This window comes from Terriglobia bacterium (assembly GCA_020073085.1).
Taxonomy (GTDB): Bacteria; Acidobacteriota; Terriglobia; order JAIQFV01; family JAIQFV01; genus JAIQFV01.
On sequence record JAIQFV010000004.1, the window covers coordinates 79,265 to 104,226 of the forward strand.

The 24,962-nt window shown below is 56.8% G+C and carries 27 protein-coding genes; 24 read left to right on the forward strand and 3 right to left on the reverse strand.

Annotated features, from left to right (window positions below; genetic code table 11):
* Nucleotides 1–219: 219 nt before the first annotated feature.
* The 3 genes from LAO21_06160 (at nt 220) to LAO21_06170 (ending at nt 7,388) form a co-directional block, all read left to right on the forward strand.
* Entirely contained in the window at nt 220–4,248 is a 4,029-nt protein-coding gene (locus tag LAO21_06160; GenBank protein MBZ5552285.1) for a hypothetical protein, read from the forward strand.
* Nucleotides 4,249–4,491: 243 nt separating this feature from the next.
* On the forward strand, nt 4,492–7,176 hold the full coding sequence (locus LAO21_06165) for an ATP-dependent DNA helicase (GenBank protein MBZ5552286.1): 2,685 nt from the start codon (nt 4,492–4,494) through the stop codon (nt 7,174–7,176).
* Nucleotides 7,173–7,388: a hypothetical protein gene (locus LAO21_06170; GenBank protein MBZ5552287.1), complete on the forward strand. Its 216-nt coding sequence runs from the start codon at nt 7,173–7,175 to the stop codon at nt 7,386–7,388. The genes LAO21_06165 and LAO21_06170 overlap by 4 nt, the downstream gene beginning before the upstream one ends.
* A gap of 104 nt (nt 7,389–7,492) precedes the next feature.
* Here LAO21_06170 and LAO21_06175 read toward each other — a convergent pair whose 3' ends face one another.
* Both LAO21_06175 and LAO21_06180 read right to left on the reverse strand, forming a co-directional pair.
* Nucleotides 7,493–7,750 carry a type II toxin-antitoxin system RelE/ParE family toxin gene (locus LAO21_06175; GenBank protein MBZ5552288.1) on the reverse strand — a complete coding sequence of 86 codons (258 nt, stop codon included), beginning with the start codon at nt 7,748–7,750 and terminating at the stop codon, nt 7,493–7,495.
* A complete protein-coding gene (locus tag LAO21_06180) occupies nt 7,737–7,967 on the reverse strand; it encodes a CopG family transcriptional regulator (GenBank protein ID MBZ5552289.1) in 231 nt (76 codons plus the stop codon). The genes LAO21_06175 and LAO21_06180 overlap by 14 nt, the downstream gene beginning before the upstream one ends.
* Before the next feature lie 176 nt (nt 7,968–8,143).
* Between LAO21_06180 and LAO21_06185 the strand changes: the two genes are divergently transcribed.
* From LAO21_06185 to LAO21_06285, 21 genes are all read left to right on the forward strand, one after another.
* A complete protein-coding gene (locus LAO21_06185) occupies nt 8,144–8,653 on the forward strand; it encodes a DinB family protein (protein ID MBZ5552290.1) in 510 nt (169 codons plus the stop codon).
* A gap of 97 nt (nt 8,654–8,750) precedes the next feature.
* Complete coding sequence (locus tag LAO21_06190; protein MBZ5552291.1) at nt 8,751–9,680, forward strand: leucine-rich repeat domain-containing protein; 930 nt, start codon at nt 8,751–8,753, stop codon at nt 9,678–9,680.
* Between the two features lie 24 nt (nt 9,681–9,704).
* Nucleotides 9,705–10,469, forward strand: coding sequence for a CPBP family intramembrane metalloprotease (locus LAO21_06195; protein ID MBZ5552292.1), 765 nt, complete (start codon nt 9,705–9,707; stop codon nt 10,467–10,469).
* 72 nt (nt 10,470–10,541) lie between these two features.
* On the forward strand, nt 10,542–11,036 hold the full coding sequence (locus LAO21_06200) for an isoprenylcysteine carboxylmethyltransferase family protein (protein ID MBZ5552293.1): 495 nt from the start codon (nt 10,542–10,544) through the stop codon (nt 11,034–11,036).
* Nucleotides 11,037–11,175: 139 nt separating this feature from the next.
* Nucleotides 11,176–11,967, forward strand: a complete 792-nt coding sequence (locus LAO21_06205; protein MBZ5552294.1) for an alpha/beta hydrolase — start codon at nt 11,176–11,178, stop codon at nt 11,965–11,967.
* Nucleotides 11,968–11,983: 16 nt separating this feature from the next.
* Nucleotides 11,984–12,685, forward strand: coding sequence for a hypothetical protein (locus LAO21_06210; protein ID MBZ5552295.1), 702 nt, complete (start codon nt 11,984–11,986; stop codon nt 12,683–12,685).
* Between the two features lie 135 nt (nt 12,686–12,820).
* Nucleotides 12,821–13,312, forward strand: a complete 492-nt coding sequence (locus LAO21_06215; GenBank protein MBZ5552296.1) for a hypothetical protein — start codon at nt 12,821–12,823, stop codon at nt 13,310–13,312.
* Nucleotides 13,313–13,328: 16 nt separating this feature from the next.
* Nucleotides 13,329–13,574, forward strand: coding sequence for a hypothetical protein (locus LAO21_06220; GenBank protein ID MBZ5552297.1), 246 nt, complete (start codon nt 13,329–13,331; stop codon nt 13,572–13,574).
* Nucleotides 13,575–13,739: 165 nt separating this feature from the next.
* Nucleotides 13,740–14,165 (forward strand): hypothetical protein, encoded by a 426-nt coding sequence (locus tag LAO21_06225; protein ID MBZ5552298.1) that lies wholly within the window; start codon nt 13,740–13,742, stop codon nt 14,163–14,165.
* Nucleotides 14,166–14,309: 144 nt separating this feature from the next.
* Nucleotides 14,310–15,722, forward strand: a complete 1,413-nt coding sequence (locus LAO21_06230) for a beta-lactamase family protein (GenBank protein MBZ5552299.1) — start codon at nt 14,310–14,312, stop codon at nt 15,720–15,722.
* Between the two features lie 254 nt (nt 15,723–15,976).
* Nucleotides 15,977–16,378, forward strand: coding sequence for a DUF3224 domain-containing protein (locus LAO21_06235; GenBank protein MBZ5552300.1), 402 nt, complete (start codon nt 15,977–15,979; stop codon nt 16,376–16,378).
* Nucleotides 16,379–16,546: 168 nt separating this feature from the next.
* A complete protein-coding gene (locus tag LAO21_06240) occupies nt 16,547–16,738 on the forward strand; it encodes a hypothetical protein (protein MBZ5552301.1) in 192 nt (63 codons plus the stop codon).
* Between the two features lie 150 nt (nt 16,739–16,888).
* Nucleotides 16,889–17,449, forward strand: coding sequence for a hypothetical protein (locus LAO21_06245; GenBank protein ID MBZ5552302.1), 561 nt, complete (start codon nt 16,889–16,891; stop codon nt 17,447–17,449).
* A 180-nt stretch (nt 17,450–17,629) separates the two neighbouring features.
* On the forward strand, nt 17,630–18,088 hold the full coding sequence (locus tag LAO21_06250; protein ID MBZ5552303.1) for an NUDIX domain-containing protein: 459 nt from the start codon (nt 17,630–17,632) through the stop codon (nt 18,086–18,088).
* A gap of 84 nt (nt 18,089–18,172) precedes the next feature.
* Nucleotides 18,173–18,550, forward strand: a complete 378-nt coding sequence (locus LAO21_06255; protein ID MBZ5552304.1) for a hypothetical protein — start codon at nt 18,173–18,175, stop codon at nt 18,548–18,550.
* Between the two features lie 12 nt (nt 18,551–18,562).
* Nucleotides 18,563–18,775: an alkylmercury lyase family protein gene (locus LAO21_06260; GenBank protein ID MBZ5552305.1), complete on the forward strand. Its 213-nt coding sequence runs from the start codon at nt 18,563–18,565 to the stop codon at nt 18,773–18,775.
* Nucleotides 18,776–19,162: 387 nt separating this feature from the next.
* Complete coding sequence (locus LAO21_06265; protein ID MBZ5552306.1) at nt 19,163–20,056, forward strand: alpha/beta fold hydrolase; 894 nt, start codon at nt 19,163–19,165, stop codon at nt 20,054–20,056.
* An 86-nt stretch (nt 20,057–20,142) separates the two neighbouring features.
* Nucleotides 20,143–20,424 carry a DUF3303 domain-containing protein gene (locus LAO21_06270; protein MBZ5552307.1) on the forward strand — a complete coding sequence of 94 codons (282 nt, stop codon included), beginning with the start codon at nt 20,143–20,145 and terminating at the stop codon, nt 20,422–20,424.
* A gap of 204 nt (nt 20,425–20,628) precedes the next feature.
* Nucleotides 20,629–20,877, forward strand: a complete 249-nt coding sequence (locus LAO21_06275) for a hypothetical protein (GenBank protein MBZ5552308.1) — start codon at nt 20,629–20,631, stop codon at nt 20,875–20,877.
* 42 nt (nt 20,878–20,919) lie between these two features.
* A complete protein-coding gene (locus tag LAO21_06280; protein MBZ5552309.1) occupies nt 20,920–21,081 on the forward strand; it encodes a hypothetical protein in 162 nt (53 codons plus the stop codon).
* A 237-nt stretch (nt 21,082–21,318) separates the two neighbouring features.
* Nucleotides 21,319–22,176 carry a M20/M25/M40 family metallo-hydrolase gene (locus LAO21_06285; protein ID MBZ5552310.1) on the forward strand — a complete coding sequence of 286 codons (858 nt, stop codon included), beginning with the start codon at nt 21,319–21,321 and terminating at the stop codon, nt 22,174–22,176.
* Nucleotides 22,177–22,239: 63 nt separating this feature from the next.
* Here the strand turns inward: LAO21_06285 and LAO21_06290 are convergent, their stop codons facing one another.
* A complete protein-coding gene (locus LAO21_06290; protein ID MBZ5552311.1) occupies nt 22,240–24,918 on the reverse strand; it encodes a GNAT family N-acetyltransferase in 2,679 nt (892 codons plus the stop codon).
* Nucleotides 24,919–24,962 lie beyond the last annotated feature (44 nt).

A 24,962-nucleotide genomic window follows, 5' to 3' on the forward strand; every position in this document is an offset into this window, starting at 1 on the left:
TCTTGAATCCGAAAGGATTTAGTCATAGAATAAATCCGGTCGATTCCCCACGATCGACTCTCCAAAAGTAAAACCTGACTGACAGTCAGGCGAAACTCGCTTCTATTCCCCTTTCAATTACCCCGCTTTCGAAGAAATGTTTGCGTGAGAGTCGTAGTGGCTCGCCTTGGTGTTTAGAGACCTTCATCCGGGATCTCTTCAGAAGCTGAGGGATTCGATATGAGCACATATAGGCGTTATTTCACTTTTCAAAGAGCAGCAGTTCCTCTCCTTGCGTTGATCCTCTTGGTAATGTCTTATCCCCGCGAACTTGCGGGAGAGTCCGCGCCCACGGTCGAAACCCTTGCTGCTTTTAATGTCACCTATGATTCTGCCTCGCTGGCAGGCACGATCAATCCGAATGGGCTCTATACCTTCTACTATTTTGAGTGGGGAAGCACAGCCTCATATGGACACTCGACAGAGCAGACCGCCATAGGATTTGAGCAAAGTCTCTTTCCTCAGCAATCCGTAATCAACGGACTGCTTCGGGCCAGCACCACCTATCACTTTCGCATCGTAGCCACGAACAGTGCAGGCACATCGTATGGCCAGGATGCGGTGTTTACGACTCAGCAGTTACCTTCCGGGGGGCCCCTGGTAATCACCCAGGAAGCCAGCAACATCACCTCCAACTCGGCCACATTGAACGGCGTCGTGAATCCCAATGGGGTGTCGACCAGTTTCTGGTACACCTATAAGGCTGACAACTATTCCGGAGCGACTTTATGGCCAATCCCCCTTGGGAGCGGGACCAGTGACATTCCGCTGTCCTTCGACCTCACCGGACTCGTGCCTTACACCACTTATCATTTTATGTATGTGGCGAGCAGTGGCGGGGTAGTCATCACCGGGGGCGACATGATTTTCACGACGTTGCCCGGACTTGCTCCGCCCCTGGCCCAGACGGGCTATCCCAGCATCGTCAGCCCCAATTCAGCCACCCTGACCGGGTCCGTTCATCCCACGGGTTTGGACACGTCGGTTTACTTTCGATGGGGGACCACGCCCGCTTATGGAAATGTGACCGCCACACAATCAATCGGCAGCGGGACCAGTTACGTACGGGTGACAGCGGACCTTCAGGGTCTGTTGCCGGATACAAGCTACTATTATCAGGTAGTGGCGAGTAACATTCTGGGGACGACCTACGCTGACGGAAGGCAGTTCAAAACGCCGCCGCTTCCTCCTTCTCCGACGGGCATTACTGATCCCGCCAGCTACATCTCCTTCTCCTCCGTTCATCTCAATGCCACAGTCAATCCGCACGGCCTCAGAGCCCAAGTCGTGTTCCAGTGGGGAACCAGTTTGGCCTATGGACACGAGACGCCGCCCATTCCGGTTCCATCGATTTACACGGACTGGCATGCGGAGTTTGAGCTTACCGGACTCCTCCCGAACACTGCCTACCATTACCGAGTCGTGATCACGAGCAGTGCCGGAACTCTCATTGGAGGCGATTCCACCTTCACGACAGTCAACGGAGGAGCTGCCCCGACCGCAGTAAATCTTTCCCCGTCGAATGTCACATCGAATTCAGCAACACTTTTTGGCTTAGTCAATCCCAACGGGCTTGGCACGACCGCTTATTTTTGTTGGGGAACCAGCGCCGCCTATGGCAACACCACGGCGCCGCAAGATATTGGCAGTGGGATGGATCCCTTTCCCGCTTACGCGGACCTCACCGGACTTCTCCCGAACACCACGTATCACTACCAGGTTGTAGCGAGCAATAGCCTGGGAACGACATCTGCCAGTAGTGACAAAACATTCACCACCCTCGCACCGGGGGATGCCCCTCCTATCGTGACGACGGGTCAGCCGACTGACATCACGGCGCATTCGGCGAGGTTCAATGCCATCGTCAATCCTAATGGGCTTGTAACCACGGGGTATTTCATTTGGGGAACTGCTTTGAATGAATTCCAAACAGCACCCCGACCCTTTGGCAACGAGCTATATAATATGTTGTTTCCATTCTCGATGCTGGGACTCCAACCGAATACGACTTACCACTATCGAGCCGTGGCGACCAACAACTTGGGAACGACTTCTGGGGCAGATGTCTATTTTGAGACTTTATCGTATGTTTCTTCTCCAACGATCGCAGGGTTTAATTTGCCGATCGACATTACACCGAATTCCGCAACCGTGAATGATTGGGTCAATCCCAATTCATTGGAAACCACCGTTTATTTTCGTTGGGGAACCAGTACCGCCTACGGAAACTCGATCGTCCCCCAGTCGATTGGCAGCGGACAGGTTTCTGTCCAGGTAACTCAAGACCTGACCGGGCTCTCGCCGGATACGACTTACCATTTTCAGACGGTTGCGACCAATAGTATGGGTACAGTGTCTGGAAGGGACGTCGTGTTCACGACGCCCCCGGTCGACTGCCCAGAAAAGTTCATTGACCTGGGGACTGGTTCGAATGGAATGTTGAGTCCCAGTTCCTGTCACTCCGTTGTGAAGGGAGCCCTGTGGTATGCGGATCGATATTTCTTCACGGTTTTTGCTGGCCAGCCAATCTCCATTTCAGTGAGCTCTTCCGAGATCGACACTTATGTTTCTTTGTTGAAAGGCGGGCTCGTGATTGCCTCCAATGACAATGGGGGTGGAGGCAGTGATTCCCGCATCCCTCCGACCACCGGCTTTCTTACTCTATCGGAGGCAGGGACATACACGATTGAGGTGACTTCGGCAGCATCCGGCACAAGTGGCAATTATTCTCTTCTGCTGAAGCTTCCCCCAGGCCCGCTGTTCAGTAGAGATCTTTCTCTTCTGGGAGGCGGAGCGGGAAGCACCTCAACGACCGGCGCTGGGAAGTCGGTCAGAGCGGGCTTTGCCACCGGCACCACACGATCCAAAAAGAGCTCCGCGCTCGATGTTTCGAGCAGTCCGTATGGCACCGCGATATTCAGTGTGACTCAAAATGGCGTGGTCGTGAGTGAAGCGGGGGTTCCATCCTCGCCACCCACCACCCGGGCGCGCATATTCGTCGATTATCAGCCCAATGTCCCTGCTAAAACGGGTCAGCGGAATGCGGGGGAGATCAGCATTAACACCGGCTTTGCCATTGTAAATCAGGGGAGCGAAACGGCGAATATCAGGTTCGAGTTGCGGGATTCGGGAGTAGTCGTGGCCCAGGGTAACAGCACCCTACCCCTGAATCAACATCGTGCGCTCTTTCTCAATGAACTGAGCCAGATGGCCTTCGATTTCAAGTTGCCTGGAACCTTCAACGGCTATGGCACGCTGGATCTCCTCAGCGACCAGCCGCTTGCAGTCTTGGGACTGCGTTTGACGACAAACCAGCGCGGCGAAACCTTGATCACCACGACTCCGATCGCCGATCTGAACCAATCCCCGGCGCAATCGCCCCTCTACTTCCCTCACTTCGCGGATGGGGGCGGATACAAGACTATGGTCATGCTCATGAACACCTCCAATGCGGTGGAGAAGGGGGACTTGAGGATACGAAGCAATCAGGGACAGCCCCTGCCGGTGCACGCCACGGGAAGTTTTCTTTCGGAAATCCCATACTCGATTCAGCCGGGAAATTCTTACGTGTATCTTACCGATGGGGCGGCGGGCACTGTCGATACCGGTTCGGTACAGATCATCCCCCATCCGGGCACATCCACCCCGGTGGGTGCAGCCGTCCTGAGTTACTCGGTGGCGGGAACCCTCGTCACTGAAACCGGCATTCCCTCAGCCACACCCACAAACCATGCGCGCATCTATGTAGACCGTTCCGGGGGGCACAACACCGGGTTGGCCATCGCGGCTCCCGACGCTTCGCCGATCCATGTGACGCTGGCCGCCTACCAGGAGAATGGGGTGACGTCGATGGGCAGCGGCACGTGCGATCTTACGGGCAACGGGCACGATGCAAGATTTGCCAATGAATTTATCCCGGGACTCCCTGATGGTTTTACCGGGGTGCTGGACATTTTTTCTCCAACACCCTTTATCGCTCTCACCCTGCGCTCGCTGACCAACATTCGAAACGATTTTCTTCTGACCACATTCCCGATTGCCGACGCCTCCCAACCCGCTCCGAACCTGCTCATCTTCCCCCAGATTGCGGACGGCGGAGGGTATCAGACCCAGTTCATTCTGATCAGTACCGGAGGCGGTTCGGATGCGACCTTGAACTTTTTCGGAGATGACGGCGCGCCCCTCGCCATTGGGAAGCGCGCGCGATAGAGAACACGCCATCTTTTGTGGGCCTGAGGGTCAATGGCAAAGCTTGTGACATTGGTCAGCTGGGCCAGAGGGTTTTGATTTCGACTCCCAAAGAGATTTCTCCGCCATGGAGTGATCGCTTCAGTGAGTTGAAGCCGCAACACCACCGTTTCCCGCATTCCATCCTCACTCATCGTTTGCCCCTCCTGAAATCTCCTTCAAACTTCTCGACAACTGTCGAGGTCGAAGTTTATCTTTGTTCTCATGCCGATCCGGATTGATCCCGATAAACAGAGCATATCGCTCAGCGTGAAGGATGTGGCGGCGCTGGTGGCCGGTCCCGGGGCCGTTGATGAGGTGGCCTATGGCGTGGCCCGAATGACGCTGGGACGGCTGGCGCACGAGTCCTACCAGGCCAGCCGGGCACAGGAGGAGTCCTCGTTCCGGAAGGAAATCGCTGTCAGTCACTCCTTCCACGTCGATGAATTCGAGGTGTCCATCGGGGGACGCATCGATGGGGTCTCCCAGCGGGGAGAGGTGACCGTGGTCGAAGAAGTAAAATCGACCTTGCGCACACGCCAGGAACTGCTCCGATACGATGCCGCCAGTTTTGAGCGGTATAAGCTTCAGCTGCAACTCTACCTGTATTTTCTCTGGATCGGGGGGATTCGCAGCCTGCAGGGGGTCTTAGTCTTTATCAGCCTCGTCGATGAGGGCCGCTATTCTTTTCAAATCGATTTCGATCCGGAAACCATCGAGGCTCTTCTACAAGATGCCATCCGGCGGGTCATCGAGGAGTGGCGCGCCGAACAGCGCCGTGCTGCCCTGAAGTGGCAACTGGCCGGGAAAATACAGTTCCCTTTTTCTGAAATGCGCCCCTATCAATCCCGGATGATGGAACACATCGAAGAAGCTCTGCTGGCGCGAAAGGACGCCATGGTGTGCGCCCCCACCGGGGTGGGGAAGACCGTGGCTGCCTTGATGCCGGTCCTTCGGTTTGCCCTGCTGGAAAATAAAAAGATCTTTTTTGTGACCTCCAAGACGACCCAGCAGCAATTGGTAGTGGAAACGGTGCGGCAAATTCTCGAGACCGCGGACGCCGCACAGAAGACGGCCGGCTTCAATGTTCTCGTCCTGCGCGCCAAAGAGAAGATGTGCGCCAATGACGTCTGCTTTTGCCATCCCGACTTCTGCAATTACGCCAAGAACTATTTCGCCAACCTCGCCGACTCGAAACTGGTGGACTACTTTTCCAGCCAGGCCCTGATGCTCCCCGATGAGATCTACGCGAAGGGGAGTCCCGCGGGCGTTTGCCCCTTCGAGCTTTCCCTGGAGCTGGTCAACCGTGCCGACCTGATCATCTGCGATTACAACTACGTTTTTGATCCGTGGATTTCGTTGCGGCTGTTTGCGGCGGGCGAACCCTTCGATCACTGCCTTTTGATCATCGATGAGGCACACAACCTCTATTCCCGCGGCCGCGAATACTACTCGCCGGAACTGGAACGCAACACGGTCCGCGAGTTGAAGGCCTGGGCGGAGTCACGGTGCAGGGGATTATCCAGTGATGCTCAGGGGTCTGTAGGGGCGCACAGTCGTGCGCCCTTGAGGTCTAATCAACAAGTTTCTCTCGACTTCACGGGGTCTGACGAACCCGATGACCGCGCCCTGTTCGACCGTCTGGCCACCTTTTTTACTGCTTTTGAAAACTACTTTGAACGCGTGGGGTTTTCGGCCCGCGAGCCGTTTGAAGGCAACCTCCCTGCCGAGCCCAAGTACATCGCCTCGCTGGATTTAAATTTTCTGACAAAACGGTGGTTCGAGCTGGAATCGATGATGCTGGATTACTTCATCTATCGAAAGCGCCGCCACGAGGTCCGACCCGACGATCCCTTCATTGATTTCTATTTTCAATTCTCCCGTTTTCTGAGCGTCGCCTCGATTGGCGGCAAGCAGTTCTCGACGATTTATGATGCGACCGAAAACAGCGAACGGCTGAAAATCGTTTGCAAAGACCCCTCCCGGCAGCTCGCGGCGCGCACAAGCGGTTTCTACAATGCCGCGGCGATGTCGGCGACGCTCGAACCGATGGAATTTTTCCGGGATGTATTGGGGTTCGAGAAGTCGCGGACCCTTTCCATCAGCCTGCCGTCGCCTTTTCCGCCCGAAAATCGGCTTATTGCCATCGTTCCCGAGGTCCTGACCACCTACAACCAACGATCTCGTTTTTACGAGAAGATCGCCCGCATCATTGAGTCAGCCGTACGGGTGCGGCCGGGAAACTATTTTGCCTTTTTCCCCTCGTTCGAGTTTCTGGTCTCCGTGCACAGGTTCTTGGACCTCCCGGATTTCCGCGTCGTGACGCAGCAGCGGGTGATGGACGAAGGGGCCCGGGCAGCGGTGCTGAAGGATCTGAGGACAGCGGCTGCTCCTTCGGTCGGGGATGTCCCTGTGGCTCAGGATGGAGATCCGGGAGAGGGTGGGATCGACACCAGGATTCGGCCACGTCCAAACCATAAAGCTTCCCTCCAGCAAGCTCGATCGACACTGGTCCTCGCCGTCCAGGGAGGAATTTTCGCGGAAGGGGTGGACTATCCAGGAGAGTCCTTGATCGGGGCCATCATTGTCGGCCCGGGGCTGCCCCGTGTCTCCTTCGAACAGGAACTCATGCGCCAGTATTACGACGAGGAATTCGCTGATGTGGAGGGCGGCGAGCGGTCGCGGGGATTCGCCTATGCGTACCTTTATCCCGGGATGAACCGTGTCATCCAGTCGGCCGGGCGTGTGATCCGCAGCGACACCGACCGCGGGATCATCGTCTTGATGGACCGCCGGTTTGCCCAGCATCCGTATATTGATCTAATGCCCGAACACTGGTACCGCTACTCACCGGAGGAATTGATTGCAACGGATCTTGAATCCGCCCTGAGGAAGTTTTGGGGAGGATGAAGAGAATCTGCTGGCAGGAGGGTGGGGTGGAACGGGGAAGAGAAGCCCGGGCCCACTTGTGGGACGAAGGTGGGATGACCGTGCAGAATCTGCAACCCATGCTCGCGGAGTATTCTCTCTCGCTGGAGCAGGCTGCAAGAACCTCAGTCTTTGTCGGGGTGAGTTCAGGGTTTTGTGGGGTGCAACAAGTACCAGATGGACAAGTTATTTAACTGAGCACGAGTCAAACCATCGCTGATGAAGCTACAAGCTCTGCAAGCCTTGCTTTTGACCAGCGTGGTCTAATACAAGTTAATCCTTGGTTAGCCCGACGTGTTCATCGGTAGACTTCGCGACGATGACCGGTCTTTACGATTACAATCGAGCCTTCGTCGTCGTGGATGGCATAGAGAATGCGGTAATCGCCTTGTCGAATACGGAATTTGTCCTGGCCGGACAGCTTTTCAGAGCCAAGGGGACGTGGTTCGCTGCTGAGGTGTTGAATCCGATTCGCAATTTGTTTTCGAATCTTGGGGGGTAGGTCCTCCAACTCTTTGGCGCCAGACGGTTTGATGAGGAGTTTATAGTTTGCCACGACGTTTCAGGTTTTTGAGCACATTTTCGAATGCCAAGTTCGGCTCTTTGGCGCGCGCGTCAAAGACCGCAAGGTCTTGGGCGTCCTCCTCCAGACTGCGTCGGATAGCTGCATTCACCAACTGCGACATGCTTTGCTCGGTTTCGGCAGCTTTCACGCGGAGCGCTTTGCGCAGATGGGGATCAAGATATACGGTGGAACGTCGTAAGTCACTCATGATCAAATTGTGGCACTTTAACGTCATGACGTCAAGCCCTTGTCTGTTGAGACATTTATCGGTCTAACCCGCGCGTGTACCCGGCCGGCGCAAAGAAAGTGCCCTGCCGGATAACGCCCGGGTTGTCAGGCACCAGCGCCGTCAGCGTCAGGCCAAACCAGATAAGGAGCAAACCTATGCCACGCCAATCCGATAGCGTCGACCTCGCTCAGGCAGCGATCCACACCCTGGCCACAAACAATCGCATCGACATCTTCCTCGTCGAGAACCTGAGCGATGAGTTGTGGTCAGCGAAGGTGCCCGGGGCGGCGAAAACCGTCGGCGCGATCGTCGTCCACATCCACAACGTTCGGTGTATGTGGATCAAGATGCTTGGCCACAAGCTGGGTATCCGGCCGCCTCTGAGACTCGATCGGTCGCGAGCGACTCGTACCGAATCAATTGGCGCGCTTCGCGAAAGCCATGCCGCGCTTGCCCGCATCCTGGACCTCGGGCTTGCAGCGGGCGGTAAAGTGGCTGGTTTTCCGCCCGACGTCATGCACTTTCTTGGATACTTTCTTGCGCACGACGCCCACCATCGCGGCCAAATCTGCCTGCTGGCCCGCGAACTTGGCCACGCGCTTCCAAAAGAGGTCGTGATCGGCATGTGGCACTGGTATTCGAGAGCCAAGGAGGCGTTTGAGTGACATGAGCGATTAATTAGCCCTGGCAGCAGACCGTGCTCTGGGTTTGCGCCACCACGGCCGATGAAGCGCCGCGTTTGGCGGCTCGCCGACTAATTTTATGAACCACCAACACACGTCCACGCTGAGCGGTAGGCCACTGGTCGAAGCCATGGCCTCCGGTTCGGACATGTCGACACTGCGCGACGCAAATCTGGATAGTTGCGGCTTGACCAAGTTCCCACTCGAGATCTTGAGGCTATCCGGCCTGACAAGTCTCAGTTTGTTCGACAACCGGCTGACAGAGGTCCCGGGGGACATTGCTCAGTTACATTTACTGCAAACCCTCAACATCTCCCAGAATCAGCTCTCGGCGGTCCCCGACAGTATTGACACTCTTGAACATCTCGAAATGCTCGATCTGGGCCACAATCACCTTACTGAGCTGCCGGCCTACTTGGGCGCGCTGAGAAACCTGGTCTTTTTATATGTCAGCAACAACCAGTTAAGCAGCCTGCCCCCTTCCTTTGCTGCGCTCTCCAGGCTCTGTTATCTCAATGTTGCCGACAACTGCTTTCACGAACTGCCCGGCTGGATTGCCGAACTCCGCAGCCTCATTGAGCTTCGGGTTTACAACAATTCACTCACGACTCTTCCCTCAGGGACCGGCGCATTACGAAATCTTGTTGAGCTGCAGGCGTACAAGAATCAGATCACCACGTTGCCCGATTCCATCGGACAGTTGTTGTCACTCGCCAAGCTGAATCTTCAGGCCAATCATCTGTCCGGGCTTCCGGAATCCATCGGGAATTTGGCCAATCTGGTCGAATTGGACTTAAGGTTCAACCACCTTTCGACACTTCCTTCCAGTATTTGCCGTCTATGCTCTTTGGAATACCTGGATCTCCGCGCCAATGCGCTCACGGCCTTACCGGAGGACTTGCATCAACTGTCACACCTCCGTAAACTCGATTTGCGCTGGAATCGACTGGGGGAACACCCGCGTTGCTTGACGATGCTTGCCAATCAAGGGTGTATTGTTTACACGTGAGCATCTCGGTCGTGAGGTTCGATGATGTGGAAACTACTGATCATCGTCGGTGCTTTGCTGCTCGCGGGCTATCGCGTATGGTCTCTGCGTAAACGCGGCGTTCCAGCGGCGGCGGCGTTGGGCTTTGGCCTGGATCGCCGCCCATTCATCAACCTCGCCGTCGGCACCGTCATCAGTGCCGCGGCCATGTCGGCGATCTTCCTGCTCGAATGGTCGCGCGGGCTGCTGGCGGTGACGCGCGTCAGCCCGGTCGCAGCGCTAGCCCACGATCTCTCGAGCTTCGTCGCCGTACCGTTGATCGAAGAGTTCCTGTTCCGGTGTGCTCTTCTCGGCGCCCTGCTGTTGCTGGTCCGCCCCCCATCCGTCGCCATCGTCATTTCGGCCGGGCTTTTTGGGGGGCTGCACGCAGTAAACGCGAACGCCAGCGTCCTCTCCGTTGTGAGCACAACCCTCGGCGGACTGGCGTATGGCATCGCATTTGCTGCGACTGAGCGGATCTGGCTGCCGCTCGGGCTCCATTTTGGCTGGAACTACGCTCAAGCCCGCGTGTTTGGGTTTTCGATCAGCGGCGGTCCTGTCCGCGGTCCCGCACCTTTTATTCTGCAGCATGACGCCGGTCCCGCTCTGTTCACGGGCGGCCTATATGGGCCGGAGGGCGGAGTCATCGGCTTGGGTGCGCGCGTGTTCGTTCTTACCCTGGTTGCAGCTTGGCTCATCTTCGAACGTCGGCGAGACCGCAGTGCCGATCGTCAGACGGATGATAGGTCGTTCAAACAAAGACCGGTGTGATCGTCACGCGCCGTGGCTGAGAGGCAAGCCGTTAGGCCACGCATGGGGTATCAAGCGACCTGGTGAGATATGATGGCTGCCGATCACGAGCACTGGTGGAAGGGCGCGCGCGGTGAATGGCTGGTTGTCACCCAGGTGGCCCTGATCGGGCTGGTGTTCTTCGGTCCCCGCACGGTGTTTGGTCAACCCACATGGTCGTTTCCCTTTGCGGCGGTGTGTGCGGTTACCGGCGGAGTGTTGATGGTCGCGGGGAGCGTCGTGCTCCTGGCCGGGCTCGTTAAGCTGGGTCCCGCTTTGACGCCGTTACCGTATCCGAAGGAGGGCGCGCGGCTCGTCGAGACCGGTCCGTTCGCGCTTGTACGCCATCCGATGTACAGTGGCGGGCTTGTTCTCGCCTTGGGCTGGGCGCTTTGCGTTCAGGGTTGGCTAACCCTGGGGTATGTGGTTGTGTTGTTCCTCTTCCTCGACCGGAAGTCGAAGCGCGAAGAGAAGTGGTTGGCGAAAAAGTACCCGACGTACGGCGACTACCAGCGACGTGTGCGCAAGCTTGTTCCCTTCATATACTGATCGTGGCGGGGATTCTCGCGCGTCCCCCCTGGCCGGCGCCAAGGACAAGAGCACGCCGGCCGGGCCACAGGTCCACGGTGGGGGAAAACGCGCTGAGCGCTGGGCCACAGGCGGATCGTTTATTCAATAGGGAGACTCAATGGAACCCCTCTCAACTCCGGGACGGACTGAGCAAGTCAACGATATGGAGATGTACTACGAAATTCGCGGAGAAGGCGATCCTCTGGTCCTGTTGCATGGCGGGGGTGGAGTGGGCGCGAATTGGGAGCTGATCTTCAAATCTCCTCCGAAGGGCTACCGGCTGGTGGTTCCAGACCTGCGGGGCCACGGGAGATCGACCAATCCATTACCGGAGTTTACCTTCCGGCAGTCGGCCAAGGACGTACTCGGACTGCTGGACCGTCTCGGTATCGAGCGGTTCAAGGCCATCGGCCTGAGCCTTGGGGCCAAGACGCTGCTTCACATCGCCACTCAGCAACCGGCCCGGGTGGAGGCCATGGTGCTGGTGAGCGCGACACCCTACTTTCCAGAGCAGGCGCGCTCGCTGATGCGCCAGTTAACGCCTGAAAATCGGAGTGAAGCCGAGTGGCAGCAGATGCGACAATGGCACAAACAGGGCGATGAGCAGATCCGGAAACTGTGGAATCAGATGAACGCGGTCAAGGACAGCTATGATGACATGAACTTCACGCCGCCTTACCTGTCCACGATTGTGGCCCGCACCCTGATTGTGCATGGCGACCGGGATCCGTTGTATCCGGTCGGCCTGGCGATGGGAATGTACGCGGCGATCCCTCGCTCGTACCTTTGGATTGTTCCAAACGGCGGGCATGGCCCCATTTTCGGCGAAATGAGCGGGCGCTTCGTCAAAACGGCGTTGGCCTTCTTGCGCGGCGAATGGGCAGGGAGTAACACGGACGCGCATCGTTAGATTGACGAGTACTCCATTGACGGATCACAGCACAGTCCAGGACGAAGTTCCCAAACACCGCCGAGCGGCGGTCGATCTCAGCGTTGTCATCGCCTTCTTTCTTGTCTGCTCAGCCGCCCTCCCAGTATTGGATCCTATATTGCGGCGCGGCCGGGGTCTGGCCGGGGTCCTTGCCCTTGCGGGATACCAGTTTGCATGTGAGGGCTTGGCGTTGGTTTTCATTGTGATCGTTCGCCATGAACGGCTTTCCCGGTATGGATTCACTTGGCGCAACGCGGACAAGTCAGTCGCGCTGGGACTCGTACTGGCTTTAGTTTTAGATCTGGCGATGTCGTGGCAGGCCGGGGCGCTCCTGTGGATTCCGCTACGTCGGCACTCGGCGACGCGCATGTCGATGGCAGACGGACTGTCGGCGAGCATCTTGGGGCTTGCCGCCACGGTGGCGGTGTGGGGCCTTGTGGAAAGTTTTTTCGGGGTCTTCTTTTCCAAGAAGCTCAATGAAGCCCTTGGCCGCAGCGGCCGCGGGTGGCTCTCCACAGGCGCTCTTGGCTTCGCATTCTTCAACGGATTGATTCACTTCGTGATTGGCCAGGGATTCCAAGGCTTTATGACGAGCTTTGCATCCGGATATGCTATTGCGGTGATTCCCGCAGTGACGGAGAATGCCTGGGGGAGCGCAGTTGTGCAGATTCTGACGAACGCTGTCGGGAAGCTGTGAAAGCGCAGGGCGGATGGGGCCCCTATCGGTGCAGACCTTTCATTCTCTGAGGACGATAAAGCCATCCTGGTTCATGGCATAAGTTCTCTTCTGTCGATCCATGGGGATATCAAATGGGTTAATTGGTCAAGCAATATGCACGCTGCCAGGGATCTCAAGACATTTATCGCCTCCCGGGAGCCACCGCCTGGCCCCGGTCTCGGCCTCATCATAGCTCTCGATCAGAATGGAAAGGAACTCTGGATGAAGGTTTCGTCTTTACCGGAGGCTGCGATCTCACATGCAGGTGACAAGATTGCTTCCTGGGTCAATGATAATCAAGATCCGTCCGAGGAAGATGGCTATCACCCCGACGAGCAGGAGGGAGAGTTTCAGATCCTGTCACGGCAGGGTGAAGTCCTCAAGACCTTGGCAATTGAAGGACGACCGATCGCTTTCTCCTCCGATGGACACTCTCTGCTGATCTTGAAGCCTCCTGACCTGAGCCTCTTCGATCTTGAAGGGAACCCGCTCTGGCACATCCCCGCCTCAGACCGATCAGGGGTTATCACGGGTGGCGACCTGAGAGTTGTCCTCTTGTATGACAGGGGCGGACAAGGACTATCTTGGTTCGAACCGAATCATTAGGTCAGATTTGGAGGTCATGCAGCGAGTACTTATAAGAGGCAGATATCATTACAGAAAATTTTACAATGTCAGCCTTCATGGCCGCCATATTAATCTATTTATCGAGCAAGGTCCGGCGCTTGGCCCGGTCCTGGAAGTGACCGTGAAGAGCGTCGATGAGGCCAAAGCCCGGCTGGTGAAGAAGGGTTGCAAGATCATCAAGGACGAGCCGGATTTTCTAGATGCTCTGTCAAAGATCCGTTCGGCCTGGTTTATAATTTGACGCGCTGACCCAAGACGTTCTCAATTCACTCCGGGAGGATGCGGTCTGGGGCGCGGCTTCCAGACGAATCTCACGAGATGGGTGACGCCGTTTTGGGCGTGCACCCGGCCGCGCGGCAAGCAAGAGCGCGCCAAGAGGGTTGCTCACTAGACATGGAAGTAGGAAATGCTAAAAAACCAATACATCGCCGGGATCGGAGGCTGGCTTTTGTTCTTGATCCTCATTCTAATGCTCTTCGCCCCCGCCACAGGGTTGGAGAGATTGACAAATGAATTTCAAAATGCTGAAAAGAAGTTTCCTCTTTTGGCAGGCAATACCCAGTGGGTCCATTACAAGCAGGTTTCCTGGTTGATCTTTGCTGTTACGGTGGCTGTTGGTTTCTCGGCGGGGTATCGGCTCTGGAAAATCCATGCCGCCGAATCGGTACGGTTCGCCATTTTGGCTCTGTGGGTTTCCGGACCTCTTGGAAACTTTCTTTACCTGGTGGCTACACTACTGATCTTTGGCTCGCGAGCGCAAGTGGCGTGCCCAAGATGCTTGGCGCAACCATGGCGTCGTGTATTGTCGCGGGCTTATGGACTGCCTACTTGACGCGGTCCCTTCGAGTGCAAAACACCTACAAAACGAATCTCAATAAGGTTCTCGAGTGACGGTCCTGCCGATAACTGTAACGAAGGGATATCGCGCATTATTTACTCCTGCTCCGCTTTCAGATTCTTGCACAAGGAGAGTTCCATGCACCGATCAAGTCTGTTACTGCATCTCTTTGCACTTATTGCTATGCTGGCTTCCGCCGCTTTTCCCTCCACCTTACAATCTCAGATTTCAACTGATCTGCGGGAAAAGATAGACAAGGTCGCTACAGAGGCTCTGGCCAAGACCGGCGTCCCGAGCGCCTCGGTGGCAGTGGTGAAAAATGGCCAGATTGTGTACGCGAATGCGTACGGTGACGCGCGAATCGAGCCGCGAACCGCAGCCACGCCGGAGATGCGATACAGCATCGGGTCCATCAGCAAGCAGTTCACGGCCACCGCAATTCTCCTACTGCAGGAACAAGGCAAGCTCTCGCTGGACGACCCTGTGTCCAGATTTGTCCCTGATCTCACCCGGGCTAAGGAGGTCACGATTCGCGAACTGCTTTCCCACACTTCGGGATATCAGGACTATTGGCCTCAGGACTATGTGATGCCCATGATGTTGCTGCCCGTCACAGCACAGAAAATCCTGGACGGGTGGGCGCGTAAGGCGCTGGATTTCGATCCCGGTACAAAGTGGGAGTACAGCAATACTAATTATGTGATTGCGGGAGTGATCGTGGAAAAGGCGAGCGGAATGCCGTTACTGCAGTTTCTTCACGAGAAGGTTTTCGCACCTCTTGGAATGAAAAGCGTTGCCAATATTGACGGGGAAAAGCTGGGGGAGACCGACCCGGTCGGCTACTTGCGATATGCCCTGGGCCCACCCCATCCTGCGCCGAAGGAGGGCAAAGGCTGGCTTTTTGCGGCGGCAGAGATCGCCATGACCGCGCGGGACCTCGCCCAATGGGACATCTCCCTTATCGATCAAAAGCTGATGAAGCCGTCTTCTTACCATGCGTTCGAGACCGAAGTTCTGCTTAAGAACGGGTTAGGTACACAGTACGGTCTTGGCGTCTCTGTCAACCTCCAGGCGGGACATCGGGCCTTGTCTCACGGAGGCGAGGTGTCAGGCTTTAACGCAGAGAATATCGTCTTCCCCGATGAACACGCGGCCGTTGTCGTCCTCACCAACCAGGATGCCGCCCGGGCCGCCGGGCAAATTGCTCGGGGCATCGCGCCTCTGCTGCTCGCGACCGAAGATCCCGCGGCTGCACAGAAGCTTGGGCAGGCCCGTAAGATTTTCGAAGGACTGCAAAATGGAAAAATTGATCGCTCGCTCTTCACGGATAATGCAAATAGCTACTTCAGCGAACAGGCACTGAGAGACTTTGCCGGCAGCCTGGCGCCTTTGGGAACGCCGCAGGAATTCAATCAGGTCAACATGGCCCTCCGCGGAGGCATGACACTTCGCGTGTATCGAGCAAAATTCGCTCAAAAGACCCTGCGGGTATGGACCTTCGAAATGCCCAACGGCAAACTGGAGCAGTTTCAGGTGGCGGCACAAGAGTGAGGACCTCGTCGTCGACAGTGACCCCTCCTCGTGCCGTCTGCGCTTGCTATGGATACATTGAGCCGGGATGAATACCTCGTGAGACAATACCGAACAGCACTTAGCAATCAGTGGTTGCGAATTCGGGAGGTGAGACCTTAGCGGCCCGCACAAGAGGGAAAAACGTCCCGAGCAGGCAGTACACCGGGCGCTAAGTCGTACTCAGGGCACTCAAAGTTGCTTATCGCTCACAACCCCACAAGGAGCTCCTCATGATGAACCGGGCACGTGGCCCCTTTGAAGTAAAATTGATCCCTCAGCCGCCAGACGACAATACTGCGGACGCAACCCTGGGTCGGATGTCCATTGACAAGCTGTTTCACGGGGATTTGGAAGCCACGAGCAAAGGTCAGATGCTCACCGCCGGCACTGATGTTCAAGGCTCGGCCGGCTACGTCGCGATCGAACGGGTCAGTGGAACGTTGCATGGTCGCAGCGGCACATTCGTGTTTCAACACAGTGGCACCATGACACGCGGCACACCACAACTGAGCATCACGGTCGTACCGGATTCCGGTACCGGTCAACTGGCGGGCCTTGCGGGCAAGATGGCGATCACCCTCGATGAAGGGAAGCATTCGTACGACTTCGAGTACACCCTGACGGCAACCGTGTGATCACCGACCCGCTGACCCGGATGGGTATCCAAATCGCAGGGGAAAACGAAAACACACATGCCGGGGGGTGTGACGCGCCGGACAGTGGAACGCCCGAGAAAGATGCATTTAATGTGAATGGTCTTCAATGAACCGCTTCCAACAGGTTTTCGACAAGGGAAGATCTTCATGCCTGAAGCGAGTGACAAAGCAAAAGCTATCGGAGGTATAGCCGTCATCCTGGGAATGGTCACTGGGATTGCCAGCTTGATCTCCGCGTATGTTGCGTTTTTCAGCGGCAACTGGGTTGGGACTGGAGCCTGTCTTGGCGCAGCGGGGCTGGCGTTTGGGCTGATCGCAAATGCACTGTGGCGTGATTAGCTCTGACTGAAGACTCATAAGACTGGCTGCCGAAGGAGAAATGCATAATTCATCGATTACTATTCTTGGCGTCGGGAGGGGCGAAAGCTCTGTGCGACTGCCTCGATGGGGTATGTGGCTGGGTGTGAAGTTGAATCCAAGGAGGAATTCATGGTTGAACTGATATCACTCTGGATGCCGATCGTTCTGTCCGCGGTGATTGTGTTCGTGGCGAGCTCCATCATCCATATGGTGCTTCCTTTTCACCGCAGCGATCTTCGCAGTGTTCCCAAAGAAGACGAGGTCATGGAGGCGCTTCGCCCGTTCAATATCCCCCCGGGGGATTACGGAATACCGTGTGCCGGGTCGATGGAGGCCATGAAGAAACCGGAATTCATCGAGAAGATGAAGGCGGGTCCTGTCCTTTTCATGACCGTCGTGCCGAGCGGCCCGCCCTCGATGGGCGCGAGTCTCGTTTTGTGGTTTATCTACTCGGTGGTCGTCAGTGTGTTTGCCGGTTACATTTCGGGCCGGGCGTTGCCCGTGGGCGCAAACTATCTGGCGGTCTTCCGGTTTGCCGGGTGCACAGCGTTCATCGGATATTCGCTGGCACTGCTTCAGAACTCGATCTGGTACAAGCGCAACTGGGGCACAACGGCGAGGTCGATGATTGATGGTCTGGTGTACGGACTCCTGACGGCCGGGACGTTCGGTTGGTTGTGGCCGAGGTAATGATCGAGGTCTTTCGGGAACCCCACACGCCCACCGCAAAGCCGGATTGATCGCGAGGGCACGAAGACTTAACCTCGGGTGTGCTCATTGGACTGATGATCCGGCCGGAGAGGCCTTTGCGGTGCTGTGCGGCCCCATTGGCACATTTCACGGCCTTGACTGGGCTGCGATGGAGGGCTGATGGATGATTGGAGCACGGTCCGGGTCTTCGGTGCACGTCCCGAGGTCGGGGAGTGTGTGATTCGGCCCAGCGCCTACGGAGTCGTGGAGGATGTAGAAGGGCGGCTCGCGGTGGTCTGCACTACACAGGGAAACTTCCTTCCGGGAGGCGGCATCGAAGCGGGAGAAACTCCGGAAGAGACGATTAAACGAGAGACACTCGAGGAATGCGGGCTGCTCGTCCGGCTCGGGGCCTGGACCCTCCGCGCGGTCCAGTTTGCCTACTCGGTGTCGGAAAGCACTCATTTCGAAAAGAGGAGCATCTTCATCGAGGGCACGGTGGAGTACCCCTTCAAGAAGGCATTCGAGGCTGACCACGAACTCGTTTGGATTAAACCCGCCACGGCAGCCGGGATCCTTTCACACCCGAGCCACAGCTGGGCGGTCGAGCAGTGGCGGTTTGGCAATGCCCGCTGGTGAAGTGGACGGTTGTTCGCCCGGTGGGTTGGCCTTCAGTCAATAATGTGGGGATTTGAGGGGTGGTCCGTAGGAAAGGAGCTAGCCATGAGTAATGCGATCCTGGTCGGGCGTGGCCGGCAGTTGATTGAGCTCTCGCGGCAAGCATGGGAACAAGATCTGGCGAAGGTGCCGGAGCACATGGCAGCGCGGCTGGCCTTTATGACGGAGGCACATCATCGGGTCCGTTCCTGGGTCGTCCGTGAGCTGCCGCGCCAGAATGCGCCGATCACCGTGGCGGCCATTGCGCGAGCGCTGGGCCTATCCGAGGCACACGTGACGAACCTCCTGGACGATCTGGAGCAGCACCTGTTTTTTCTGGTGCGCGACACCCAGGGATCGGTGAACTGGGCCTTTCCGGTGACGTTAACTCCCACCCCGCACGCTTTGAGGTTCAGTACAGGAGAACAGTGCTTTGCCGCTTGAGCGGAGGACGCGATGGCGGCGTCCTTCGTCGAAGGGCGATTGAGAAATGAGCCGGTGACAGTGACCATTCAAACGGCGTGTGGGCATTGTGACCAACCCCTGCGGATAACCGTGAATAGCGAGATGCAGTCAACGGTCGAGGAGCCGACCGCCAAGCCGCTGATCTTCGAGCCGCAAGTGGATTGGGCCACCTTCCGGGAGCCGAACATCGTTCATGCCTATTGAAGGCGGTCAATTTTCTTCTGGTCAGAAGAACACGCAAGGGCCTATCGGGAGCAAATGCAGCAGGTGGACGGAACTTACCTGACGCTGGAGCAGAGTGCATATTCAACCCCGATTGCACAGGGAGCACTGTTTGGGTTCCGGTGAATCAGGCTGGCCGCTGCTTTCGTTGGCGCGCGTTGGCGGCCGACGGCACTGGTGAAATCAAGGTGAAGCGCGAGTGATTTGGCAGGCACCCTTCGATTGGAAAAGAGTGCCAGAATTACCGAACTCATTAAGGGCTACTTGAGATAGAGATCGTTGTCTAGCGCGCCTTTTTCGCCACCGCAGACCGCCGAGGACCTCATCTCGAGAAGAGGAGGGACAGGAGACCTCGCCGGGGCAGGAGACATGCCGGCTGCAATTGAGGGCTATCACACAAACGAAATGAAGATCTCGGCGCGGATGGGCATCCTTGGAGGCGGCGTCATTCTTCTGACGGCTGTCTCGGTATACGTGGCCAGTCAGCTACCCGCGTGGGCTGCGAACGGTCTGTTACATCCGATCCGACACCGCGTTCATCAGCCCCCGCCGGCCCACTGTGAAGAGAGTGTTTTCACGGGCGCAGGCGTCACCCTCAGGGGGTGGAATTGTCGGGCATCGGGGACGCCTCGCGGCACGGTGGTCTACCTGCACGGAGTTGCTGACAATCGGACGAGCGGCTCAGCCATCGCGGAGCGCTACTGTGGGCGGGGGTTCGAAGTCGTGGCCTACGATAGCCGGGGTCACGGAGAGTCGGGTGGTGACACATGCACGTACGGTTACTTCGAGAAGAAGGATCTGCATCGGGTCCTGGACACCCTGGAGCCGCACCGAATCGTCTTGTTCGGGACCTCGTTGGGTGCTGCAGTTGCTCTCCAAGAGGCGGCCGAAGACAAGCGCATCAGCGCGGTGATCGCGGTTGAATCGTTCTCCGACCTGCGGACAGTCGCTGTGGAGAGGGCCCCGTTTTTCCTCACCCGGGCAACGATTCGAAAGGCATTCCTTCTCGCGGAAGAATGGGGCAGGTTTCGGGTGGACGCCGTCAGCCCTGTTGCAGCCGCAGCGCATATTTCTGTGCCGGTATTATTGATCCATGGAGCGCTCGATCGCGACACGCCAGTGGCGCACTCCCAGAGAATTTTGGCGGCGCTCCGCGGACCCAAGCAGTTGATTGTAGTCCCCGGGGCTCACCACAACGAGTCTTTGCAAGGGGATGTGTGGAGTGAGATCGATAAGTGGATTGACGGGGCTGTTCGAGAATGACGCCGGCGGGCGGACTCGCACGGACCCCGCAAGGCGTGATGAACAGGGCCGCGCCGCGGTCCGATCAAGGAGGCCTGTTTAATCCAATGGCGAAGAACCTTTACATGGTGGTTGAGAATTTTCGATATGGTGACCCGCTCCCGGTATACCGCCGGTTCCGCGACCGTGGCCGCCTTGCGCCCGACGGTCTGCGATACATCAATAGCTGGGTCGCGGCGGACTTCACCCGCTGCTACCAGCTGATGGAGTGCGAGGACCAACGGTTGTTCGAGCGCTGGATCGCGCAGTGGGAGGACCTCGTGCAGTTTGAGGTCGTGCCCGTTGTGACGTCTCCTGAAGCAGTCGAGGCCATTACTCCGAAGTTGTGACGACACGAGGCGGCAAATTGAGGACCCTGGTCCGGGGGATGGGAAGCACGACGGCGCTTAAGCGAATGGGGGGGTGATATGGCCGCAGATTTTGAACCGATTTTTAAGAGGTTGCGGGCGATCCTGCAAAAGCATTCAACGGCTCTCTCAGTGACGGAAGACAGCCCGAGTCGGTATTGTCTCGGAGCCCCCCCAGGTCCGAAAATGAAGAGGCCGATTCCTGTCGCCTGGACTGAAATTGGGAAGAATTATGTGAGCTACCACCTCATGCCGGTTTACGGATGTCCCCAGTTGCGCGATGGCATGTCGAAAAAATTGAAAGCGCGGATGCAAGGCAAGTCCTGCTTCAACTTCAAAGTCGCCGATGAAATGCTCTTTAAGGAGCTTGAGAAAATCACCGTGCAGGGATTTGCAATTTTCAGAAAGGCGGGATACATCCCTGAGAAGAAGTAGTTCGATATTATTTCAGTTTATTTGGCCTAATGAATTTCTGCGATGCCGAGGTCGATCGACGTGACAATAAATGAGGCGCTATCCATCCTGGAGAGTTTGGAAAAAGACATGAAGGGATACCAATTCGAAGCAGAGAGCTGTAATAAGAGGATCAATGCCTCCTTTGCCCTGCTGGCGGTGAATGCCCTGCAAACTTATCTGTGAGGGGAAGTGCTCGCCGCCCAAACCGAATTCCAAACTCTGGCGGAAGAGCTGGCTGTTCGCCAACGCTCGACCAGTGCGAAATCTTAGATGGTTATTGAGAATGAGAGAATTTAGCGGGATCTCAAACTGTGGAAATAGGAGATGTTCTAATTCGCGGCTGGGCCGCCCAGTCTCTCCGGACGTTTTGAGAACGTCACTATTTTTGATCCTTATCGATCATTTGAACCGAGGCAACCATTGAGCATAAGGTCCGGTTGGAAGGTCTGCGTTGCGGCGGTTCTGATTCAGACGTTTATCTGGCTGGTCCCGACCTCCTCAGCCGCACAGCTGACCGGGATCGAAATATCAACCTCCGAACAAATCGAAACTGAGTTCAGTTCCGTTCCCTGCAAGAACGAAGAGCGTTTGGAAGCTGTAAGATCTTTGTTCTTAAAAATGGGGGCACATCCCTCGGAGGTATCCCCCGGGGAGTTCAAGAATGTCGAGAATCTGGTTGTTCGCAAGGAAGGATCTTCCCAGGAGGTCCTTATTATTGGAGCCCACTATGACAAAGTGCCGGAGGGTTGTGGGGCTCTGGACAATTGGACGGGGATTGTTACTTTGGCGCATCTGTATAGGAGCTTGAAAAACGTCCCTTTGAAGAAGACCCTCTTATTTGTCGCATTCGGAAAGGAGGAAAAGGGCCTGGTCGGATCAAGAGCCATGGCCGAAGCGATCCCAAAGGATCAGGTCGCCCTCTACTGTGCAATGATCAATATCGACAGTCTGGGTTTAGCGGCCCCGCAGGTAGACGATAGCGTCTCCAGTGCCAGCCTCGAGGCGCTGGCTGCCGATCAAGCCCGGAAGATGAAGATCCCCTTTGGTCACGCCCGGATCCAAAATGCCGAGGCCGACTCCAGTCCTTTCCTGGCAAGAGATATTCCTGCCGTCACCCTTCATGGAATGACAAATGAGTGGTCGAGAATACTCCATAGCCGCTGGGACCAGGCGGCGAAAGTAAAACCGATCAGCGTGTATCTCGGGTATCGGCTTGCTTTGGCGTTGGCGGTCCATCTGGACGAACTCCCTTGTCGCGCCGGGAATTCGGGCAGGTGACCGTTTCGAACGGCAGAATCCTTCCTGCGATGTCGGCCGCCTACTGGATTGCCGCTCCAAAGATCACAAATCCTTCGATACATACACCATCGTATCTTCAATCTTCATTTCGAAATCACGTTTCTTGAACAGGGCGACCATGCGGCGGTTGTCGGTAGTGGTTTGGGCGACGACCCGCTTCAAGTTCCATTTCTTGGCAATGTCCAGGCAGAAATCGGTGAGGGCCGTGCCAAGCTCCCTGTTCTGCCAGGCATCGGCAATCAGGATGGCATACTCCACACTCTCATGGTCCGGATCGGCGATGAGTCGACCGACGCCAATTATTTTTCTTTTTCCTTCCTCGAGGACTTCCGCGACGATGGCCACCTCCCGGTCATAGTCGATATAACAATAACGGCTTGCGACCTCGTGGGTTTCCCAATGAAAGAAATAACGGAACCGGTGAAAAAGGGATTCCTGCGAACAGCTGCGCAATAGATCGAACCAGAGGGGTTCGTCCTCGGGTTTAATAGGTCGAAAGGTGACACTCGATCCGTCGGGCAATCGGGCGAGTTTTACGTACTCCTCAGGATAGGGGTGAAGCGCCAGATGCGCGTACCGGGTTTCGGAATGAAAGGTGGTTTCCTTGTCGATGACGACCCGGGCATCCAGCGCCAGGACATCTTCCGGTGTGACGACCAGCGGATTAATGTCCAACTCTTTGACCTCCGGATAATCGGCCGCGAGGTAGGACAGGCGGATCAGAACGGCAATAAGCCTTTCAACGTTTTTGGGCCGGCTCCCGCGGTAACCTGTCAGCAGGGGATAGATCTTGAGAGATTCAAGCATGAGCCTGGCGAGGCGTTCATTGAGGGGTGGAAAACCCAGGGCCCGGTCGGCAAAGAGTTCTGCGCCTGTTCCGCCCATTCCGGCAAGAATGACGGTGCCGAAGATCGGGTCTCGCTTGATTCCCAGGATCATCTCGAGGGCATCCTTGGTCCGGGCCATTCGCTGGACGGTGACGCCATCGATCCTGGCATGAGGCGCTTTCTCTTTGGCATTGCGGATGATGCGATCGAAGGCCGTGCTGACCATTTCCTCGTCGCCCAGGTCAAGCATCACGCCGCCCACATCGGTCTTATGGGTGATCTCGGGAGACCATATCTTCAAAACGACGGGGAATCCAATCTTCCGCCCAATCGTCACCGCTTCTTCGGCAGTCCCGGCCGGATAGGGTGTGGTGGAAGGGACCCCGTAGGATTCCAGCAAGGATTTCGAGGCTTCTTCAGAAAAGATCGTTCCAGTGGTTGGCAACTTTGCCGCAAATTCTCCCCGCAATTTCTCCCGGTCCACTGAAAACTCGACCGGGATGTCCTTGGGGGTCTCATACAAAATTTCCAGGTTGCGGGAATAATGAACCAGGGTCATGAAGGCCCGTATGGCCTGCTCCGGGGTCTGGTACGCTGCCACGCCGGCATCGTTGAGCATCTTGATGCCCTCCCGCATACTGGCTCCGCCGAGCCACGCGGCCAGGATGGGTTTCGTAGTTTCCGGCACGAGCAGGCTGATCTCTTTGGCTGTCGCGATTGTGTTGGTCATGGCCTGCGGGGTGAGGATCACCAGCACGGCATCCACACCGGGATCTTCAAGCACAATTTGGGTGGCCTTGGCGATCCGTTTGGAACGTGCGTCCCCCAGCACGTCCACGGGGTTCCCATGGGACCAGAAGGGCGGAAGATTCTCGTTCAATGCGGCCATGGTCTTTTCCGACAATCGCGCCAGAACCCCGCTGAGGGAGATGAGGGTGTCGGTCGCCATGACCCCGGGGCCGCCGGCATTGGTGATGATCCCGAGGCGTGGTCCCCGGGGGAAACGGTTCCGCCCAATGAGCTCGGCCACATCGAAGATATCGCCGATGTCGTACACCCGGGCGAGGCCGACCCGCTGGAACGCGGCGTCATAGATGGCGTCTTCGGACGCCAGGGCGCCCGTATGCGATGCGGCAGCCTCCGCCGATTCGGGAAAACGCCCGGACTTGTAAACGACGATGGGTTTCGTTCGCGCAAAAGCACGGGCTGCGGCCATGAATTTCCTGGCCTGCTGGATGGATTCGATGTACAGCAGGATGGACTGGGTGTTCTCGTCCTCCCCGAGAAAATCGATCAAGTCCCCAAACTCCACGTCCAGCCCATTGCCCATGGAAACGAAATAGGAGAAGCCTATGTTGATTTCCATGGCCCAATCGAGCACGGAGGTGCAGAGGGCGCCTGACTGGGAAATGAAGGCCACGCTCCCGGCCTTGGGCATCCCCGTGGCAAAACTGGCGTTGAGTTTCCGGGAAGGAACAATGACGCCGAGACAGTTCGGCCCGATGATCCTCATGTCCTCAAACTTCCGCTTTTCAAGACGGATTTGTTCTTCGAGCTTCCTTCCTTCTTCTCCGATCTCCCGGAAGCCGGCGGATTGGATGATGATGCCCAGGATGCCTGCTTCGCCGCATTCCTTGACCGCCTGGGGCACCTGTTCCGCCGGGGTGCAGATGATGCCCAGTTCGGGGACGCGAGGAAGGCTCTTGAGGTCCGGGAAACAGGGAACCCCGAGCACCGCTTCCTGGGTCGGGTTGACCGGGTAGACCACGCCCTTGAACCCTCCCCCAATGAGGTTATTGAGCGTCTTGCCACTGACGCTGTTGGGATTGGTCGTGACGCCGATCAGGGCGATGCGTTGCGGGTTGAAGATCTTGTCAAGGTTGCGAATGGACATCGATGGTCAAAACAAGAAAACACCACCAAGGCGCAGCGGCCGCG